The 19,534-nt window shown below is 38.5% G+C and carries 15 protein-coding genes; 9 read left to right on the top strand and 6 right to left on the bottom strand.

Translation table 11 applies throughout. From position 1 onward, the window contains the following. From AB657_RS13830 to AB657_RS13815, 4 genes are all read right to left on the bottom strand, one after another. Positions 1-468 carry an IPExxxVDY family protein gene (locus AB657_RS13830; protein WP_047247027.1) on the bottom strand — a complete coding sequence of 156 codons (468 nt, stop codon included), beginning with the start codon at positions 466-468 and terminating at the stop codon, positions 1-3. Positions 469-587: 119 nt separating this feature from the next. Further along, positions 588-1,319, bottom strand: coding sequence for a ribonuclease III (rnc, locus tag AB657_RS13825; protein ID WP_047247026.1), 732 nt, complete (start codon positions 1,317-1,319; stop codon positions 588-590). A 7-nt stretch (positions 1,320-1,326) separates the two neighbouring features. Continuing rightward, the gene (gene fabF, locus AB657_RS13820; RefSeq protein WP_047247025.1) at positions 1,327-2,577 is read right to left on the bottom strand and encodes a beta-ketoacyl-ACP synthase II; all 1,251 of its coding nucleotides are present in this window, start codon (positions 2,575-2,577) and stop codon (positions 1,327-1,329) included. 108 nt (positions 2,578-2,685) lie between these two features. Next, entirely contained in the window at positions 2,686-2,919 is a 234-nt protein-coding gene (locus AB657_RS13815; RefSeq protein WP_047247024.1) for an acyl carrier protein, read from the bottom strand. A gap of 261 nt (positions 2,920-3,180) precedes the next feature. Here AB657_RS13815 and purN point away from each other — a divergent pair, with 261 nt between their 5' ends. The 4 genes from purN to AB657_RS13795 all read left to right on the top strand — a co-directional run bounded on the left by purN (position 3,181) and on the right by AB657_RS13795 (position 7,426). Further along, complete coding sequence (gene purN / locus AB657_RS13810) at positions 3,181-3,750, top strand: phosphoribosylglycinamide formyltransferase (protein ID WP_047247023.1); 570 nt, start codon at positions 3,181-3,183, stop codon at positions 3,748-3,750. A gap of 4 nt (positions 3,751-3,754) precedes the next feature. Beyond that, positions 3,755-4,390: a ribonuclease H1 domain-containing protein gene (locus tag AB657_RS13805; RefSeq protein WP_047247022.1), complete on the top strand. Its 636-nt coding sequence runs from the start codon at positions 3,755-3,757 to the stop codon at positions 4,388-4,390. 169 nt (positions 4,391-4,559) lie between these two features. Continuing rightward, positions 4,560-5,486, top strand: coding sequence for a PfkB family carbohydrate kinase (locus AB657_RS13800; RefSeq protein WP_047247021.1), 927 nt, complete (start codon positions 4,560-4,562; stop codon positions 5,484-5,486). Between the two features lie 41 nt (positions 5,487-5,527). Next, a complete protein-coding gene (locus AB657_RS13795; RefSeq protein ID WP_047247020.1) occupies positions 5,528-7,426 on the top strand; it encodes an amidophosphoribosyltransferase in 1,899 nt (632 codons plus the stop codon). A gap of 673 nt (positions 7,427-8,099) precedes the next feature. Here the strand turns inward: AB657_RS13795 and AB657_RS13790 are convergent. Then, positions 8,100-8,708 carry a superoxide dismutase gene (locus AB657_RS13790; RefSeq protein ID WP_047247019.1) on the bottom strand — a complete coding sequence of 203 codons (609 nt, stop codon included), beginning with the start codon at positions 8,706-8,708 and terminating at the stop codon, positions 8,100-8,102. 120 nt (positions 8,709-8,828) lie between these two features. Here AB657_RS13790 and AB657_RS13785 point away from each other — a divergent pair, with 120 nt between their 5' ends. The 4 genes from AB657_RS13785 to AB657_RS13770 all read left to right on the top strand — a co-directional run bounded on the left by AB657_RS13785 (position 8,829) and on the right by AB657_RS13770 (position 17,386). Then, positions 8,829-11,924 carry a UvrD-helicase domain-containing protein gene (locus AB657_RS13785; RefSeq protein ID WP_047247018.1) on the top strand — a complete coding sequence of 1,032 codons (3,096 nt, stop codon included), beginning with the start codon at positions 8,829-8,831 and terminating at the stop codon, positions 11,922-11,924. Between the two features lies 1 nt (position 11,925). Beyond that, positions 11,926-13,119: a glycine C-acetyltransferase gene (gene kbl, locus AB657_RS13780; protein WP_047247017.1), complete on the top strand. Its 1,194-nt coding sequence runs from the start codon at positions 11,926-11,928 to the stop codon at positions 13,117-13,119. Positions 13,120-13,232: 113 nt separating this feature from the next. Beyond that, positions 13,233-14,576 (top strand): OmpA family protein, encoded by a 1,344-nt coding sequence (locus AB657_RS13775; RefSeq protein WP_047247016.1) that lies wholly within the window; start codon positions 13,233-13,235, stop codon positions 14,574-14,576. A gap of 71 nt (positions 14,577-14,647) precedes the next feature. Further along, on the top strand, positions 14,648-17,386 hold the full coding sequence (locus AB657_RS13770; RefSeq protein ID WP_047247015.1) for a PD-(D/E)XK nuclease family protein: 2,739 nt from the start codon (positions 14,648-14,650) through the stop codon (positions 17,384-17,386). Between the two features lies 1 nt (position 17,387). On the opposite strand, the gene AB657_RS13765 is transcribed toward AB657_RS13770, so the two are convergent. Beyond that, entirely contained in the window at positions 17,388-18,098 is a 711-nt protein-coding gene (locus tag AB657_RS13765) for an SDR family oxidoreductase (RefSeq protein ID WP_047247014.1), read from the bottom strand. Positions 18,099-18,215: 117 nt separating this feature from the next. On the opposite strand from AB657_RS13765, the gene AB657_RS13760 reads away from it, so the two are divergent. Next, positions 18,216-19,532, top strand: a complete 1,317-nt coding sequence (locus tag AB657_RS13760) for a sugar porter family MFS transporter (RefSeq protein WP_047247013.1) — start codon at positions 18,216-18,218, stop codon at positions 19,530-19,532. The last annotated feature ends 2 nt before the right edge of the window (positions 19,533-19,534 follow it).

The following is a 19,534-nucleotide window of genomic DNA, read 5'->3' as shown; positions in this document are numbered from 1 at the left end:
TTAAAAAATTAAATTATTCTTCGATTTTAGTTTGTCGGCATCAACTTCATATGCCGCCATTATTCTTGGCATACCCAATAAAAGTTTGATGATCTCTTCGCAATCGATACTTTCGTCATCCTCGATCTTCAAAAAGTAATCCACCTCTTTAAGTTCTGGAATAAGACGGGGAGTACTGTAAGTAGATTCGTTCTGGAACAAATCGTTCGTATTGGCCACCAATTCTTTTTTTGTGCTGTGATTAGCAACTAACGCCCAATAACGATCGTTAAGTTCATCTTGCCATTCATAAAAAGGGAATGAACTGTTCTTTGCCAATTCAAAGTTCACTTTGGCCCTTTTTAAGTTTGATTTTAATACACGGTTTAATCCGTATGCGATTGCGTAATCCTCTAAAGTGCTATGCAAAGCAATTAAAAAAAAGGAGTCATCGTAAAAATCATCGTTTATTTTATATACTGATGCCATAAGCACGGAAAAACCGTAAATATAGAACTATTAAAGAATAAAGCCTAACAAGGAAATAAGTTTAAGATATCCTTATTGTTATCAAAAAGTTAGTCTTTTGTTTCAATTATAACTAAACGTTATTTTATTTTGTCTTGAAGGGCAAAAAATGCTCTTTTTGAGGCTCTTTCTTCTGCTTTCTTTTTAGAGGTTGCCCTGGCCTTTGCCACTACATTGCCCCCGATCGACAGTTTTACCGCAAAATGTTTTAGGGTATCGTTACCTGTATCTTCATAAACATTATAATTGAAAGTCTTCTTCTGTTTTTGACACCATTCTATAATCAAGCTTTTATAGCTGATTACCTTGCCTTCCAATTGTTCTATATCTACATAAGGTTCTATAACCCGTTTATTAATGAACTTTTCGCAATAGGCATATCCCCTATCTAAATAAATAGCACCTACCAGGGCCTCGAAAACATTACCATGAATGTTTTCTCCAAAGTGTGTTTTAGGAATCCTACTTTCAACAAATTTTATTAGTTCCAGATCCTTGCCCAGCTCGTTCAAATGTTCTCGACTGACTATTTTAGACCTCATCTTGGTCAAATAGCCTTCATCTCCTTCAGGTACTTCGTTGTAGAGGTATTTGGATATAATGGTCCCCAACATAGAATCTCCCAAAAACTCCAGTCTTTCATAGTTCATAGGATTTCCATTCCCGTCCTTTTGATTCATGGACCTATGCAGGAAAGCCTTTTTATAAAACTTGATTTCTTTGGGTTTAAATCCTATTATTTTTTTGATCCCTAAAAAAAAATCCCCATCCTGTTTAGAATGGGAATTGAATATATTCTTAGGAAATGTCATAAATATCTTAATCTATTTTTTTAAAGACAACACAAGCATTATGTCCTCCAAACCCGAACGTATTGCTCATGGCCACTTTAACATCTCTTTTCTGCGCCTTGTTTAAAGTAAGGTTTAAACTCGGATCAATATTTTCGTCCACCGTGGCATGGTTTATCGTTGGCGGCACAATACCATGTTCCATGGCCAATATCGATGCTATCGCCTCAATGGCACCGGCGGCGCCCAAAAGGTGCCCGGTCATTGATTTTGTAGAGTTTATATTGATATTCTTGGCGTGCTCACCAAAAACTTCTGAAATTGCCTTTAGTTCTGCAACGTCACCCAAAGGCGTAGAGGTACCATGTGTATTAATGGCATCTACATCTTCTATACTTAACCCGGCATCCCGTAAACAATTTTCCATTACTTTAACCACCCCTATTCCATCTGGGTGCGGAGCTGTCATATGATATGCATCACTTGAAAGGCCACCTCCTGCGACCTCGGCATATATTTTTGCTCCCCTGGCCTTTGCATGTTCGTATTCTTCCAATACCAATGCTCCCGCGCCTTCACCAAGTACAAACCCGTCTCTGGTAGCATCAAAAGGTCTTGAGGCCGTTTCGGGACTATCGTTTCTGGTCGAAAGTGCATGCATTGCTCCAAAACCTCCCATACCCGCAATGGTTACGGCCGCCTCACTACCGCCGGTCACGACTACATCGCAATGGCCCAGACGTATATAGTTAAGAGCATCGATCATTGCGTTGGCAGATGATGCACAGGCTGAGACCGTTGTATAGTTAGGCCCCATAAAACCGTGTTTTATAGAAATGTTTCCTGGCGCAATATCAGCAATCATTTTAGGTATAAAAAAAGGATTGAAACGTGGTGTACCATCTCCTTGGGCAAAGTTCATTACCTCGTTTTGAAATGTTTCCAAACCTCCAATACCTGCTCCCCAAATAACACCTACCCTGAACTTGTCAACTACATCCAAATCCAATTTGGAGTCTTTTATAGCCTCATCGGATGAAACCAAGGCATACTGCGCAAACTTATCCAGCTTACGGCCTTCCTTACGCTCAAAATAATCCTCTGTTTTGTAATTTTTTAGCTCACAGGCGAATTTTACCTTGAATTTTTCAGTATCATAATAGGTAATAGGTGCAGAACCACTTTTGCCATTTACCAAACCGTCCCAATACTCCTCAATATTATTACCGATGGGTGTAAGTGCACCCAATCCTGTAACCACAACTCGCTTTAATTGCATTGAACTTATTTTTAGTTTAAATAAAAACCGGATGTAAATTAAAAAAAATTATCCATGCGGAGAATTTACCACATGGATAATTTGAATTCTATTTAAGAAATAATCAAATTACTTTGCTTCTTCTATATAGCTAATGGCCTGGCCAACTGTTGCGATGTTCTCAGCTTGATCATCAGGGATCTGAATATCGAATTCTTTTTCGAACTCCATAATCAATTCAACAGTATCCAATGAATCTGCCCCTAAATCGTTGGTAAAGCTAGCTTCTGATACCACTTCGTTTTCATCAACTCCTAATTTATCAACAATGATAGCTTTAACTCTTGATGCAATGTCTGACATAATAATATTGGTTTTAAAAATTTAAATTGAAGGCAAAAATAAAAAACTTTGGATTAATTACACTAAATGTCGTTAAAATGTACCGTAATTTAATAAAATTAAACACAGGTTTCCTTATTTCAGCTTAGAAAATTTCAGGGTTGGTCCAAGAATTTTGTTTTATTCTTTTACCGTAAAACCTTTGGCTATTCCTTAATTTCTATTTTCTTTTGCCCTGTATTTGTGAGGTAAACGGCTTATCTAACTTAAAATCTATTTCTTTTGAACACCAAACGAATTGTGCTTTTCGCATCCGGTTCTGGCTCTAATGTTGAGAACATTGTAAACTATTTTAGTGACAAGACCCATGTTACGGTCACCGCCGTACTTACCAACAAAAGAGATGCCAAAGTACTGGATAGGTGCAACAGACTTAATATTAGCGGGTTGTTTTTTAACAGACACTCCTTTATTAATAGTGATTGCGTTCTAAACATTCTTAAAGGTCTAGATCCCGATTTGATCGTTCTTGCCGGTTTTTTATGGAAAATTCCAGATTCCATTATCGAGGCTTTTCCAAATAAGATTATTAATATACACCCGGCATTGTTACCAAAATACGGCGGCAAAGGCATGTACGGCATGAATGTTCACCAGGCGGTAAAGGACAATAACGAGACCGAGACCGGTATCACTATACATATGGTCAACTCTAATTATGACGAGGGCGCCATTCTACACCAAGCCAAAACAACAGTACTGCCAAGCGATAGCCCTGAAGATATTGCCGATAAAGTACACCAATTAGAATACGAGCATTTTCCTAAAGTGATAGATAAACTTTTGTCGTAATGTAATGGCCAAAAAGCAAAAATTTTATGTGGTTTGGAAAGGCAAAAAACCAGGTATTTATGATACTTGGAAAGATTGTAAGGCTGCCATTACCGGTTTTAAGGGAGCCCAATACAAGTCTTTCGAAACTTTTGATATGGCAAAAAAAGCCTATAACGGAAACTTTGAAGATTTTAAGGGAAAGAAAAAAGAAACAACAAGACTTTCTTCTGCCGAACTTAAAAAAATTGGTCAACCTAATTATCATTCCATTGCGGTGGATGCCGCCTCTAGCGGTAACCCGGGAGTAATGGAATACCAAGGAGTAGACACTAAAACAGGCAAAAAACTTTTTAAACAGGGCCCTTTTGAACAAGGCACCAACAACATTGGTGAATTTTTGGCCATCGTTCACGGCCTAGCGTATTTAAAAGAAAGAAAAAGTGACCGTATCATTTATACCGACTCACGTACCGCAATGAGCTGGGTGAAGAAGAAAAAATGCAATACCAAGTTAGTGGAGACCGAAAAGAACAAAGACCTGTTCAACTTGGTGAGGCGAGCCATTGATTGGCTAAACAAAAACCATTACGACACCCCTGTTGTAAAATGGGAAACGAAAGCTTGGGGAGAAATACCCGCAGATTTTGGAAGAAAATAATACTTGGCATCTATTATAGGACACAACTTCCCATTACCTTATACCTTATATAATTATTAAAAACCAAGGAGTGGGCGCAACTTGTGAAAAGTATTTATAAACACCAAAAAAACTAGTTTTCAATGGGCAATGAAAACCTTATATTTGCAACTTCATTTTTATACACCGTATGGGTAAATTAGTTATAGTCGGTACCGTTGCTTTTGATGCTATAGAAACCCCTTTTGGGAAAACCGATAAAATATTGGGTGGCGCCGCCACGTTTATCGGTTTGGCCGCTTCACAGTTTCAAGTAGATTCCGCAATCGTATCTGTCGTAGGAGAGGATTTCCCTCAAGAATATTTAGATCTTCTTTCTAAAAGAAATATTGACATATCGTCTCTTGAGGTGGTAAAAGGAGGAAAAACCTTTTTTTGGAAAGGAAAATATCACAACGACCTTAACTCTCGGGATACCTTGGCAACAGAGTTAAACGTACTGGCAGATTTTAATCCGGTGGTGCCAAGCGGGTACAAAAATGCAGAGGTAGTTATGCTGGGCAATTTGCACCCGAATATTCAAATGAGCGTTATAGACCAAATGGAGAAACGACCCAAACTTATTGTGTTGGACACCATGAACTTTTGGATGGACAATGCTTTGGGCGAACTAATGGAGGTCATTAAAAGAATAGATGTTCTTACCATTAACGATGAAGAAGCTAGACAGCTTACAGGGGAATATTCTTTGGTAAAGGCAGCCCAGAAAATATTTAAGATGGGCCCTAAATATGTGGTCATAAAGAAAGGGGAGCATGGTGCTTTGTTGTTCCATGAAGAACAAGTTTTCTTTGCACCGGCCTTGCCCCTGGAAGATGTATTCGACCCTACGGGCGCCGGAGACACCTTTGCCGGAGGATTTACGGGATATCTGGCCGCATCCGACAATATCTCTTTTGACAATTTGAAGAAAGCCGTTATACATGGATCCAACCTGGCCTCTTTTTCGGTCGAAAAATTTGGCACAGAACGAATGCTGGACCTTGACCGAGACGACATTAACAGTAGATTACACCAATTTAAAGCACTAACCCAGTTTGAAATTGAATTACAATAACCCCACGCCCCTTTCTTGGGGTTTTTTTAATACCTATAATAATGAGTGACGCTATTAAGCACGAGTGTGGTATCTCCGTTATCCGATTGCTCAAGCCCCTTGAATACTATAAGGAAAAATACGGATCGGCATTTTATGGAGTAAATAAAATGTACCTAATGATGGAAAAACAGCACAACCGTGGTCAGGATGGTGCCGGTTTTGCCAGTATAAAACTAGACGTAGAGGCCGGACAGCGTTACATAAGTAGGGTAAGATCTTGCCAACAACAGCCTATTCAAGATATTTTTGCCCAGATAAACGAACGTATCAACTACGAGCTAAAAGAACATCCGGAGTACGAGGATGACGTTGACCTACAAAAAAAGAATATTCCCTACATAGGAGAATTGCTCTTGGGCCATGTACGCTACGGTACCTTTGGAAAAAACAGCATTGAAAGTGTTCATCCGTTTTTAAGACAGAACAACTGGATGCACCGTAACCTTATTGTTGCCGGAAACTTTAACATGACCAATGTCAACGAACTGTTCGACAACCTTATTCAGCTAGGCCAGCACCCTAAAGAAATGGCGGATACCGTGACCGTTATGGAAAAAATAGGTCATTTTTTGGACGATGCCGTTGCCAAATTATACAAACAGATAAAAAAAGAAGGCTACACCAAACAACAGGCATCTCCTTTAATTGCGGAACGATTAAAAGTTGCCAAAATATTAAGAAGGGCCGCAAAGAACTTTGATGGCGGTTATACCATGGCCGGCCTTCTTGGGCACGGTGACGCATTTGTTCTTCGTGATCCCGCCGGTATTAGGCCAGCATATTATTATAAGGATGAAGAAATAGTGGTGGTTGCCTCAGAAAGACCCGCCATACAAACGGTCTTTAACGTTCCTTTTGAAAAAGTACAGGAACTTGAACCAGGTAATGCCATCATAGTAAAGAAAAACGGAAACACCCAGATCAAACAGATCTTAGAGCCTACAGAGCGCAAGGCATGTTCTTTTGAACGTATCTATTTTTCTAGGGGCAGTGACAAAGAAATTTATCAAGAAAGAAAAAAACTGGGCAAACTGGTATTTCCGCAAATACTTAAGGCCATTGACAACGACATAAAAAATACGGTTTTCTCTTATATTCCAAATACTGCGGAGACATCCTTTTTCGGAATGGTCAAAGAAGCCCAAAACTATTTGAACAAGAAAAAGGAAGAGCAAATTCTCTCGATAGGCTCTAAAATAACAAGCAAGCAATTGCACGAGATTTTGGAGGTTAGGCCCAGAATTGAGAAGGTTGCCATCAAAGACGCTAAATTAAGGACCTTTATTACCCAAGACGACAGTAGAGACGACCTTGTAGCCCATGTATACGACATCTCTTATGGATCTGTAAGAAAGGGCGACAATCTTGTTATAATAGACGATAGTATTGTCAGGGGCACAACTCTGAAAAAAAGTATTTTAAAAATTTTAGATCGCCTGTCTCCGAAAAAAATAATCGTAGTCTCCTCCGCTCCACAGATTAGATACCCAGACTGCTATGGGATAGATATGGCCAAGCTAGAAGATTTTATAGCTTTTAAAGCGGCACTTGCCCTACATAAAGAAAATAATACGATGCATGTCATAGAGGATATCTACAAAAAATGTATTGACCAGGTCAAAACAAAAGATAAAGATGTCATTAATTATGTAAAAGAAATATACAGTCCGTTTACGCCAGATCAAATATCTGCGAAAATTGGTGAACTTTTGAGCCCTCCGGACATTAAAGCCGAAGTGCAAATTATATACCAGAGCGTATCTAGCTTGCACGAAGCTTGTCCTAAAAATCTTGGCGATTGGTATTTTACTGGAAATTACCCCACCCCTGGAGGAAACAGGGTCGTAAATAGGGCGTTCATTAATTTTTATGAAGGTAAAAATGAACGCGCCTACTAAACCACAAAGTACCTTTCAACGTATAAATCGTGAACTTCATCGACAAAACAGGTATTTCATCGATGAAACAAATCTTTAGGCCCACGGTAACCATATTTTTAGGCTTGCCATAGCATAAGTAGGTTAAGTTCATGGTAAGATTTGGGGAAAAAAGGTGGAGCTTTGCTCTGCCTTTTTTATTTCATATTCCTTTTTACAGAAAGCACTTCTTTCCTTATTTGTAAGAGAATAAAACAACTAGGGTATTTCAACCAAGGTTTAAGTCTTTTGGCTAATACCTTTTTGCCTAGGACATACAAGCTATATCTTTGAAGGACCATAGCATAAGTAGGTTAAGTTCATGGTAAGATTTGGGGAAAAAAGGTGGAGCTTTGCTCCGCCTTTTTTATTTTAATACTAAACATGCCTACATTCAGATAGTTACATTATTAAACGAAAATATCTTCATTAGGGAAAAGGAATTTTTTTTAACATTTCTTTTTTTATTTCCCACAATACCAGTATTTTAGTATCGCCATAGCATAAGTAGGTTAAGTTTATGGTAAGATTTGGGACGAAAAGGGTGGAGATTTCTCCGCCCTTTTCTATTTTCCTAGAAACAAAAAAACCACCTATAGATTTCCCTATAAGTGGTCCTTTTCCTGTAAAAGATCAGGGTTTTACAAATATTCTATTATTTGTTCTCCGCGTACAACCTAGAAACTTCGTCCCAGTTAATGATATTAAAGAACGCACTAATATAATCTGGTCTCTTATTTTGATAATTTAGATAGTAGGCATGTTCCCATACATCTAGCCCAAGAATAGGTTGGCCTCCACAACCAACACCTGGCATAATTGGAGTATCTTGGTTCGGTGTAGAGCAGATTTCCAGTTTACCGCCTTTATGAACACACAACCATGCCCAACCAGAACCAAATCTAGTAGCTGCCGCAGCGCTAAATTTTTCTTTAAACCCTTCAAAAGAACCAAAGGCGCTATTTATGGCATCTGCCAACTCTCCTGCCGGGGTTCCTCCTCCATTAGGAGATAACATGGTCCAGAACAAAGAGTGATTGTAAAAACCACCTCCATTATTTCTCACCGCACTGTTGCTCATGTCCAATCCGGTTAAAATATCTTCAATGGATTTTCCTTCCAATTCTGTTCCTTCAATAGCGGCGTTCAGTTTAGTGGTATATCCATTGTGATGTTTTGTATGATGTATTTCCATCGTCCTTGCATCTATGTGCGGTTCTAAAGCATCATATGCATAAGGCAATTTTGGTAATTCAAAAGCCATAATTTTATTGTTTTTAGATTAATAATAATTCCAACTCAAATTTAAGTATTTTAACATTTATATTAACCCAATAATTTGTTAAGAACTGTTGTATAATCCTTATTTTGCAAGTAAAAACCAGTGCGAGAAAGTTCTTTTAAGATATATAACGCATCTGCCGGATCCGGTAAGACCTATGCTCTTTCCAAAGCTTATCTAAAGATTGTACTTTCTTCTTCGAACAGCTTTAGAAGAATTTTGGCCATTACCTTTACAAACAAAGCGGTAAACGAGATGAAAAGCCGTATTCTTCAAAATCTCTTTCAGTTTAGCCAGGTAACGTCATTGGAAAAAGCCCCTCCCTTATTCAAGGAAATTATGAGCGATTTGAACCTGACCGATTCTACTCTAAGAAACTTGAGCAAAATTCGGTTAAAGGAGATTCTTCATAATTATGCTTTTTTTGACGTCTCTACCATAGACAAGTTTACACATAGGGTAATACGCACTTTTGCCCGCGACCTTAAAATACCTCAAAATTTTGAAGTGGTATTGGATGTGGATCTCCTCTTGGACGAAGCTGTATCAAGGGTCATAGCCAGGGCCGGTGAAGATATCGAGCTCACAAAGGTTCTGATGGACTTTGCCCTTGAAAAAATAGATGATGACAGAAGTTGGGATATTACCTATGACCTAACGAATATTGGAAAACTACTGTTCGATGAGAACAATGCAAAACATATACATGCTTTCTCGGATAAAACTATTTCCGACTTTCAGAAATTGCAGAAAAAGGTTTTGTCAAAAATTAAGGAAACTGAAAAAAAAGCCACAACGACCGCGGAAGAAACACTATCATACATCTCCTCTACCGGTCTAGATGACACCGATTTCCCAAGACAAACATTGCCCAATCATTTTAAAAAAATACGCGATGGCCAATTCTTGCCCTCACAACTATACAACAACAACCTAGAAGAAAATCTGAAAGCACAAAAAATTGTCAAGGCCAATGTTTCGCCCCCTTCCGAAGATATAGCCGTTAATTTATTGCATTACTACCAAAACACAAAAAAACTTATATATACCAGAAGTTTCTTTCAGAATATTTATAGAAACCTAGTTCCCTTAACCTTATTAAATGAAATAGAAAACGAGATAAAGAAAATACAACAAGAAAAAGACCAGCTTTCCATTTCCGAATTTAACGCAATTATCTCAAAAGAGATCAAGAATCAACCCGCACCATTTATATACGAACGTTTGGGCGAAAAATACCGTCATTATTTTATAGACGAATTTCAAGACACCTCCGAAATGCAATGGAGCAACCTTTTACCCCTTATTGGTAATGCCCTCGAAGGGGAAGATGAACAGGGAAACACTGGTTCTCTATTTCTGGTAGGCGATGCCAAACAAGCCATTTATAGGTGGCGAGGCGGAAAAGCAGAGCAATTTTTAAATCTAGTCACCCAAAGCTCACAGCCATTCTCAATAACGGCGGACACCCATATTCTACCAAGAAATTATAGAAGTTTTGATGAAATTGTTCGTTTTAACAACAGTTTTTTTCAAAGTGTAAGTCCATTTTTAGAGAACCCTGTTTATAGGGCTTTCTTCGAAGAAGGAAACAAACAAGAGACCAATCAAAAAGAGGGTGGTTATGTAAAGCTTGCTTTTTTAGAAGAAGAAGACGATGAGCACTACGCCTTAAAGACATTAGAGGCCATCACAGAATCTTTGCAAAATGGTTTTAAATATGAGGATATCTGCATCATCATCCGCAAAAAGAAACATGCGGCCATTATAGCGGATTATTTGATGAAGAATCAAGTTCCAGTGATCTCTTCCGAATCACTATTACTTTCTGCTAGTCCTAAGGTTCAGTTTTTAATATCACTTTCCCTACATGCCCTATTTCCCATGGAGGCAGAATATAGTTATCAAATTCTTCGTTTCCTATCCGACAACACAGAAACCGAACATGATTTTATAAATAAGAACCTAGGCAATGTAGATAGTTTTCTAGAAGAAGGATACAACTTTAACCTCAAAAAATTTATGCGTAATTCTGTGCTGGATGCCATGGAATATGCCATTAAAGCTTTTGAATTAGGGATAGACTCGGATGCCCACTTGCTTTCTTTTATGGACTTGGTTTTTGAAGTGGAACAACAGAAAGGGGCCGATATACAATCTTTTCTAAATTATTGGGAAAAGAAGGGTGACAGTCTAAGCATAAGTACGCCCGACAATGTTTCGGCCGTACAGATAATGACCATACACAAGGCTAAAGGATTGGAATTCCCCGTGGTGATTTTCCCTTATGCCAACTCGAACATCTTTGAAGAGATCGACCCCAAACTATGGATGCCCGTAGACCGCGAAACTTTTTTAGGTTTTAAAGAATTATTGATAAGCAAAAAGAAAGAAGTGGCCGAATATGGCACTACAGAAGCTTCTTTATTCAGCGAAGAACATAATAAATTACAGTTAGACGCTTTTAACCTATTGTATGTGGCATTGACCAGGGCCGTTCAATCCCTATACATTATAAGCTTTAAACATCTTAGCAAGGATGGTAATTACAAAACAGATTACTACTCGGGTCTTTTTATACATTTCTTAAGTGGCCTAGGGCTCTGGAACCCTAATAAGTTAGAATATGAATTTGGTGCTGTTCCCGTAAATAGCTCCCAGTCGACAAAACAGACATCCACTGTTGATATACCTTATATATACACCCACAAAGACAATGCTGATTTTAGAATACACACAAAAGCCGGTATGCTTTGGGACACCGAAAGAGAAGAGGCCATAAAACAAGGGAACATCATACATTATATATTAAGCGACATTAAACAAGAACACGATTTGACCCCTGCCATGGACAAAGCTGTACAAAACGGTATTCTTAGTAGCACAGAATATAATATAGTACAACAAAAACTTTTAAAATTGGTGCGACACCCAAACTTAAAAGAGTATTTTTCCGCTGGTTATAATGTATTGAACGAAAAAGACATTTTAATGCAGGATGGAACTATCTTGAGACCGGATAGAGTAAATATCAAAGACAATTTAGTTTCTATCATAGATTACAAAACAGGTCAAAAAAACAACAAATATTACGAACAATTAGACTCTTATGCCAACGCTTTTATGGATATGGGTTATGAAATTCGCGATAAAATCATAGTTTATATTAATCAAAACATAACAGTAGAATCAATCTAAAATGTACGGAAAAATCAAGGAGCATTTACAGCAAGAGCTGAACCAAATCAAAGAAGACGGTCTTTTTAAGGAAGAACGCATCATTGTTACACCACAAGATGCCGTAATTAAAATATCTACCGGTGAAGAAGTGATAAATTTTTGTGCCAATAATTATTTGGGACTTTCCTCTCACCCAGATGTAATACAGGCCGCTAAGGATACCATGGACACCCATGGTTTTGGCATGTCATCGGTGCGGTTTATATGTGGCACACAGGATATACATAAAGAACTGGAAAAAAAGATAGCCGAGTTTTACGAAACAGAGGACACCATATTATATGCAGCTGCCTTTGATGCCAACGGCGGTGTCTTTGAACCTTTATTGACCGCTGAAGATGCCATTATATCAGATTCTTTAAACCACGCTTCTATCATAGACGGGGTTAGGCTTTGTAAGGCAAAACGCTATCGCTATGCCAATAGTGACATGGCGGACCTGGAAAAGCAATTGCAACAGGCCAATGCGGACAATGCCCGTTTTAAAATAATTGTTACGGATGGTGTCTTTTCTATGGACGGCCTTGTAGCTCCATTGGACAAAATTTGTGACCTAGCGGACAAATACGATGCCCTTGTAATGATAGATGAGTGCCATGCCGCAGGTTTTATAGGCCCAAAAGGCAAGGGAACCTTGGAAGAAAAAAATGTTATGGGCCGTATAGACATTATAACAGGCACCTTGGGCAAAGCCCTTGGCGGTGCAATGGGCGGATATACTACTGGTAAAAAGGAAATAATAGAACTGTTAAGACAACGCTCAAGACCTTACCTATTTTCAAACTCGCTGGCTCCCGCCATAGTTGGTGCCTCTATCAAGGTTTTTGACATGTTATCCAACGATACCTCTTTGAGGGACACCTTACAGAAAAACACCGAATACTTTAAAAAAGGCATGAAAGATGCCGGCTTCGATATCATTGATGGCGACTCGGCAATAGTTCCGGTAATGCTATATGACGCCAAACTCTCACAAACAATGGCGAATAAACTTCTAGAGAAAGGTATTTACGTTATCGGATTCTTTTACCCCGTAGTTCCTAAAGGTAAGGCACGGATAAGAGTACAACTCTCAGCCGCTCACAAAAAGGAACATTTAGATGCCGCGATCAAAGCTTTTACGGATGTCGGAAAAGAGTTAAAAATCGTTTAAATGCATGTTTTACAGCATTAAATGCGTTAAAAAAAATAGGAAATTGATTTTGTTAATAATATTTAACAACTTACATTTGCAGCTAATAAACACTTAAACTTAAAAATTTGAACATGAAACATCTTAGCAAATTATTAGTTGTTGTCCTACTTGTAGTAGGTTATAACAACATACAAGCGCAAGACGAGAATAATCCTTGGCAAGTACAGTTCGGGGTTAACGCTATTGACGTATATCCAACTGGGGATGTAAGTTCTTTCGGTAATGAATTCTTCAATGCGAACGATCACTGGAACATTTTGCCTTCTATCTCTTATGTAGGAGTTTCTAGAAGTGTTGGTGAAGGATTTTCTATAGGAGCAAGAGGTTCCTTGAACAAAATCAGCAAATTAGGTGACGTTAGCGTTGATGACCTTTCTCACTATGCTATAGATGGTACAATAAAATATGACTTCATCAAGAGACATACTGTTATCGATCCTTTTGTTGAAATCGGTGGTGGTTATACTTGGATCGATGAAATCGGTGCCGGTACTGTAAACGGTGGTCTTGGTTTGAACATCTGGTTCACTGAAAACCTAGGTCTTACCCTTCAATCTTCTTACAAGCATGCTTTTGAAGATTACGGTTATCAGCATTTCCAACACTTAGCCGGTATCTCTGTTAAGTTTGGTGGTACTGATACTGATGGTGACGGTATATATGACAAAGACGACGCTTGTCCAGAAGTTGCTGGTCTTGAAGCTTTCAACGGTTGTCCAGATTCTGACGGTGACGGTATAGAAGATAGCAAAGATAGCTGTCCTAACGAAGCTGGTTCTAAAGAAATGAACGGTTGTCCAGATGCTGACGGTGACGGTGTTGCCGATAAAGACGATGCTTGTCCTAACGAAGCTGGTCTTGCTGCCCTTGCTGGTTGTCCAGATGCTGACGGTGACGGTGTTGCCGATAAAGACGATGCTTGTCCTAACGAAGCTGGTCCTTCTGAAAACAAAGGATGCCCATGGCCTGATACTGACGGTGACGGTGTTCTTGACAAAGATGATCAATGTCCAGAAGTTGCTGGTACTGTAGCCAACGCTGGTTGTCCAGAAGTAACTGAAGAAGTTCAAAAACAATTGAACGACTATGCTAGAACTATCTTGTTCGATACTGGTAAATCTTCTATCAAAGCTGAGTCAACTTCAGTAATGGTTGATATCATCACGATCTTGAAAGAATATCCAAACGCTAAGTTCACCGTAGAAGGTCACACTGATAGCGTAGGTAGTGCTAAATTAAACCAAAGTCTTTCTGAGTCTAGAGCTCTTGCTGTAAAAGAATTCTTAGTAGAAAAAGGTATTGAAGAGTTTAGATTATCTGCTGTAGGATACGGTGAAGATAAGCCAATAGCTACTAACAACACTAGAGCTGGTAGAGCTCAAAACAGAAGGGTAGAAATCAATTTAGTAAAATAAGAGGACAAAACCTTAAGTGTTTTAATAAAGTAAAAGCTCCGCAAATTGCGGAGCTTTTTTATTTTTACACAATGCAAAGTTTTCTAGAAGAAGTTATAGACGATCTAATAGGGCAAAAACGTAATATAACAGAATATATTTACGTGCTTCCCAGCAAACGCGCCGGTACGTTCCTTAGAAACGCCATATCAAAAAAACTTGGCAAAACAATTATATCACCAGATATATACAGTATAGAGGAGTTTATAGAAAAAATTTCCGGCTTATCGTATGCTAGCCAAACACAACAAATATTCGAACTTTACAACTCTTACCTAAAGGCTGGTCCTGAAGAAAAAGAACCGTTCGATTCTTATCTAAACTGGGCACAGACCCTGTTACAAGATTTCAATGAAATAGACAGGTACCTAATAGACGCTAGTGATTTATTCTCTGGCTTATCGGCCATTCAAGAAGTAAACCATTGGTCATTAAAAAGTGAAAAAACGACCCTAATGGAGAACTATCTCCATTTTTGGAAAAACCTCAATAGCTTATATACACACTTTAACAATAACCTATTAAGCAAGCGATTAGGTCACCAAGGTTTGGTATATAGAAAAGCGGCAGAAAATATAGATTCTTACGTAAAACACGAAAAACAAAAACACGTTTTTCTTGGTTTTAATGCCCTTAATACTGCTGAAAGTAAAATCATACAAACAATTTTGACATCCGGTGGTTCTCATATATACTGGGATATAGACCCCTACTTTTTAAATGATAAGATACATGACGCAGGGTTTTTCATTAGAAAACACAAGACTACATGGTCATATTTCGCTTCCAACGATATTAAGGGCACGAGCCATCATTATCTTTCTAAAAAACACATTGAAATAGTCGGTGTTCCCAAAAATATAGCCCAAGCAAAATATGTAGGATCGTTACTTAAAAAACTACAAGCAGAAAAACCGGAATCTCTTAAAAATACTGCAATAGTACTCGGGGATGAATCATTGTTAAACCCGCTTATTAATTCTTTACCGTCAACTATTCCGTCTGTTAATATAACCATGGGGCAAAAACTGGCCCTTTCAGGTTTGGCCAGCTTTTTCGATTCTTACTTGGACCTACATCTGACGAAAACCTCAAAAGGATGGTTCTATAAAGATTTTATATCCTTTCTCTCCCACTCCAATACCGGCTTGCTCTTAACCCATGTTGGCATAGAAACCAACAAATTGGTCACCACTATCAATTTAAAAAACTGGACCTATATTAAAGACATCCATTTGGATATCTTATTTGCAAACAATGAGGAAATTAGATCCGTATTGTTCGACTCCTACCAAAACCCAAAGCAATTGATCGATCGGTGCAACTATCTAATTGAAAACTTCAAAGATGAGTTCATGTCCACTTCAAATAAAATAGAATTAGAACACTTGTACAAGTTTCACAAATTGTTCAACCAAATAGAAGAACTCACCACACAGTACCATTTTTTGACCACGTTAAAAGCTTTTCATAATCTATACAAACAATTGCTTTCTACCGAAACAATGGATTTTCAAGGCGACCCCCTCGAAGGTCTACAGGTAATGGGAATGCTCGAGAGCAGAAATATAGATTTTGAAACCATTATATTAACCTCGGTAAACGAAGGTATTCTACCCTCTGGAAAATCGAACAATTCGTTTATACCCTTCGATTTAAAAACCGAATACGGCCTACCCACGTACAAAGAAAAAGATGCGGTGTATACCTATCACTTTTATAGACTATTACAACGGGCAAAAAACATATACCTACTATATAATACAGAACCCGATGTTTTAGAAGGAGGCGAAAAAAGTAGGTTGATCACCCAATTATTGACGGATGAAAACCGCACTGATATTGTTGAAAAAATAGCGGCCCCCAAAATAGCGGTCATACCTACAGAAAAACAAAAAATAAGCAAAACACCAGATTTAGTGGAGCTTATAAACAGTTATACCCTAAGAGGTTTTTCTCCAAGTTCTTTGAGCAATTATATTAGGAATCCGATAGATTTTTACAAACAAAATCTAATGAATATTGCCGAAACCAACTCGGTAGAGGAACATGTGGCCGCAAATACCTTTGGCACCATTGTACATGATACCTTAGAAGAACTATATACTCCCTTTATTGGTAAGGAACTACGTATAGAAAACTTACAAAATGCCAAAAAACAAATAAAAGGACTGGTCAAAATAAATTTTGAAAAGACCTACTTGGACGGCAATATAACCACAGGAAAAAACTTGATTGCCCATAATGTCATCATAAAGTATATCGAAAATTTCATTGATGCCGAGATCAAAGAACTAAAGACCCAAAATATAAAGATCGTTGCCCTGGAAGAGAAACTGAAAGTAGAACTGCGTATACCCGGCATAGAGCAAACAGTTATACTTAAAGGCAAGTTGGACAGGGTAGACATCGCCAACGGCATTACCCGAATCATAGATTTTAAAACCGGAAAAGTAGAACGTAGAAATGTAGAAGTAACAGATTGGAATACATTAATTGATGATTATGGTTACAGCAAGGCGTTTCAGCTACTCTGCTACTCGTACATGTTTTTAAAGACCCGAACAGATACAAACGAACTAAATGCGGGAATTATAAGCCTTAAGAACCTGAAATCAGGACTATTACAATTTGCTCAAAAAGAATCGTCTCGTAGTAAAAAGAACATACTTATTAACCACGAGACGATAACTCTCTTCGAGGAAAAACTCTTTTTGCTCATCAAAGAAATTTGCAACGCCGATATTCCGTTTATAGAAAAAGAAGTTTAACCTATTTCTTATCTGGTCTGGTAGGTCGCACCTCAATCTTACTAGGTAAGGTTCTTGGATGCATTTTTAAAAGATCTAGCACCAATTCACCTATATCTTCGGGTTGAATTTTCCACGCATCCTTTTCATCGGGTATATGGTGGTTAAAATTGGTAGCAACAGAACCTGGCATAATGGTAGATACCTTAATATCATACTTTCTTAAATCTAGCATAACGGCCTGCGTAAAACCTACTACTCCAAATTTAGAGGCATTATACCCTGCCCCTGAAGCAAAAAAATTGGTTCCTGCCAAACTTGCCAGTGTCATATAATACCCTTTCGTTTTTTTAAGCTCCTCTACAGAGGCCTTTAAAGTATGAAACGCACCGGTAAGGTTGGTATCTATCATTTGATGCCAAGCCTCTTCCGTCATCTCATCAATCGGAGCAAAATTACCGACCCCTGCATTCGCCAATACAACATCTAGCTGTCCCCAAGTTTCCACAATTCTTGAAACGGCTTTCTTCTCCTCTTCCATTTTGGCCACGTCGGAAACGATACCCAGAACCGAATCATCGTTGAAATTCTTTAAGGCTTGATCCACACTTTTTTGGGACCTTCCGCTAATAGCCACTTTCATACCTTGTGACAACAATGTTTTAGCAACGGCAAAGCCAATACCTTTAGTGCCACCTGTAATGTAGGCTACTCTATTTTTCAAATCTTTCATAAGTCCAATATTAAAATTATTGCAAGTTACTACTTCTTCAATTTTAATGTTGTTGTTATGGATTACAAATTAACGGATATGATTTACTATATTTAAGACACACTAAAAACAAGCAACATGAACAGAATAGTCCTATGGTCCATTACGGTAGCTTTGGCCGGTTTTTTATTCGGATTTGACACCGTCGTAATTTCTGGAGCAGATAAACAACTACAGGCCCTATGGGACAGTTCAGATTCTTTTCATGGTTGGGTGGTTATTTCCAGTGCTTTGTGGGGCACTGTACTTGGGGCATTGTTCGCTGGTATACCTACCAATAAATTCGGCAGAAAAAACACCCTTATTTGGATCGGTATTCTTTTTACTGTTTCGGCCATAGGATCTGCCTTGTCCAACGACCCTATAACCTTTGCGATTTTTAGGTTTATAGGTGGTATAGGTGTGGGTGTATCTACCATAGCGGCTCCTGCCTATATTTCTGAAATATCGCCCGCAAACAAAAGAGGGAAATTGGTCGGTTTTTACCAATTTAGTTTGGTTTTCGGAATTTTGATCGCGTTCGTTTCCAACTTTATGCTTAGTGGTCTAGGAGAAAATGCATGGCGATGGATGGTAGGTGTAGAAGGCATTCCAGCCATTATATACACCCTATTCGTACTCACCGTACCAAAAAGCCCCCGATGGTTAATTACCCAGGGCAGAACTGAAGAAGCTAAAAAAGTGCTTCGTACGATAGATCCCGACGAAGATGTGGATGCCACGGTAGCCTTGATCCAACAAGACGATAAAAACAATGTAAGTGGAGAATCTATTTTTATGAAAAAATATAGATTTCCCTTAATATTAGCCTTCTTAATTGCCTTTTTCAACCAAGTTTCCGGTATTAACGCATTTTTATATTATGCTCCCCGTATATTCGAAGAAGCAGGTTTAGGAGAAAGTACCGCTCTTTTAAGTAGTGTAGGTATTGGGATTACCAATATGTTGTTTACTCTTTTGGGCATTAATCTTATAGACCGTTTAGGGCGTAAGCAGTTAATGTATATAGGCTCTTTTGGCTATATAATTTCATTGACCTTGGTCGCCTGTGCCTTCTTTTTGGAATGGGAAGGATTGGCGGTGCCTATTTTCCTATTTATATTCATAGCCGCACATGCTGTTGGCCAAGGCAGTGTTATCTGGGTGTTTATCTCTGAAGTGTTCCCCAACCATCTAAGGGGAAGCGGCCAAGCATTCGGGTGCTCTGTGCACTGGATATTGGCGGCGGCCATACCAGCGGCAATTCCATTCCTGTTTTCTACAATCGGGGCCGGAACAGTATTCCTCTTCTTTGCCATTATGATGGTATTGCAACTTTTATGGGTGCATTTTATGATGCCGGAAACCAAAGGGGTGTCGTTAGAGGAACTGAGTAAAAAATTGGTGAAGGAGTAGTT

Origin of the sequence: Maribacter thermophilus (assembly GCF_001020565.1) — a bacterium.
Classification (GTDB): Bacteria; Bacteroidota; Bacteroidia; order Flavobacteriales; family Flavobacteriaceae; genus Maribacter; species Maribacter thermophilus.
The sequence above is the reverse complement of the archived record's forward strand: the minus strand, read 5'-3'. Positions and strand labels throughout refer to the sequence as shown.

What these genes read in the sequence shown, in the direction of transcription:
- AB657_RS13805 (WP_047247022.1), top strand. Translation starts at nt 3,755, where the DNA reads ATGGCCAAAAAGCAAAAATTTTATGTGGTTTGGAAAGGCAAAAAACCA.
- AB657_RS13790 (WP_047247019.1), bottom strand. Translation starts at nt 8,708, where the DNA reads ATGGCTTTTGAATTACCAAAATTGCCTTATGCATATGATGCTTTAGAA.
- AB657_RS13800 (WP_047247021.1), top strand. Translation starts at nt 4,560, where the DNA reads ATGGGTAAATTAGTTATAGTCGGTACCGTTGCTTTTGATGCTATAGAA.
- kbl (WP_047247017.1), top strand. Translation starts at nt 11,926, where the DNA reads ATGTACGGAAAAATCAAGGAGCATTTACAGCAAGAGCTGAACCAAATC.
- AB657_RS13760 (WP_047247013.1), top strand. Translation starts at nt 18,216, where the DNA reads ATGAACAGAATAGTCCTATGGTCCATTACGGTAGCTTTGGCCGGTTTT.
- rnc (WP_047247026.1), bottom strand. Translation starts at nt 1,319, where the DNA reads ATGACATTTCCTAAGAATATATTCAATTCCCATTCTAAACAGGATGGG.
- AB657_RS13770 (WP_047247015.1), top strand. Translation starts at nt 14,648, where the DNA reads ATGCAAAGTTTTCTAGAAGAAGTTATAGACGATCTAATAGGGCAAAAA.
- fabF (WP_047247025.1), bottom strand. Translation starts at nt 2,577, where the DNA reads ATGCAATTAAAGCGAGTTGTGGTTACAGGATTGGGTGCACTTACACCC.
- AB657_RS13765 (WP_047247014.1), bottom strand. Translation starts at nt 18,098, where the DNA reads ATGAAAGATTTGAAAAATAGAGTAGCCTACATTACAGGTGGCACTAAA.
- AB657_RS13815 (WP_047247024.1), bottom strand. Translation starts at nt 2,919, where the DNA reads ATGTCAGACATTGCATCAAGAGTTAAAGCTATCATTGTTGATAAATTA.
- AB657_RS13795 (WP_047247020.1), top strand. Translation starts at nt 5,528, where the DNA reads ATGAGTGACGCTATTAAGCACGAGTGTGGTATCTCCGTTATCCGATTG.
- AB657_RS13830 (WP_047247027.1), bottom strand. Translation starts at nt 468, where the DNA reads ATGGCATCAGTATATAAAATAAACGATGATTTTTACGATGACTCCTTT.
- AB657_RS13775 (WP_047247016.1), top strand. Translation starts at nt 13,233, where the DNA reads ATGAAACATCTTAGCAAATTATTAGTTGTTGTCCTACTTGTAGTAGGT.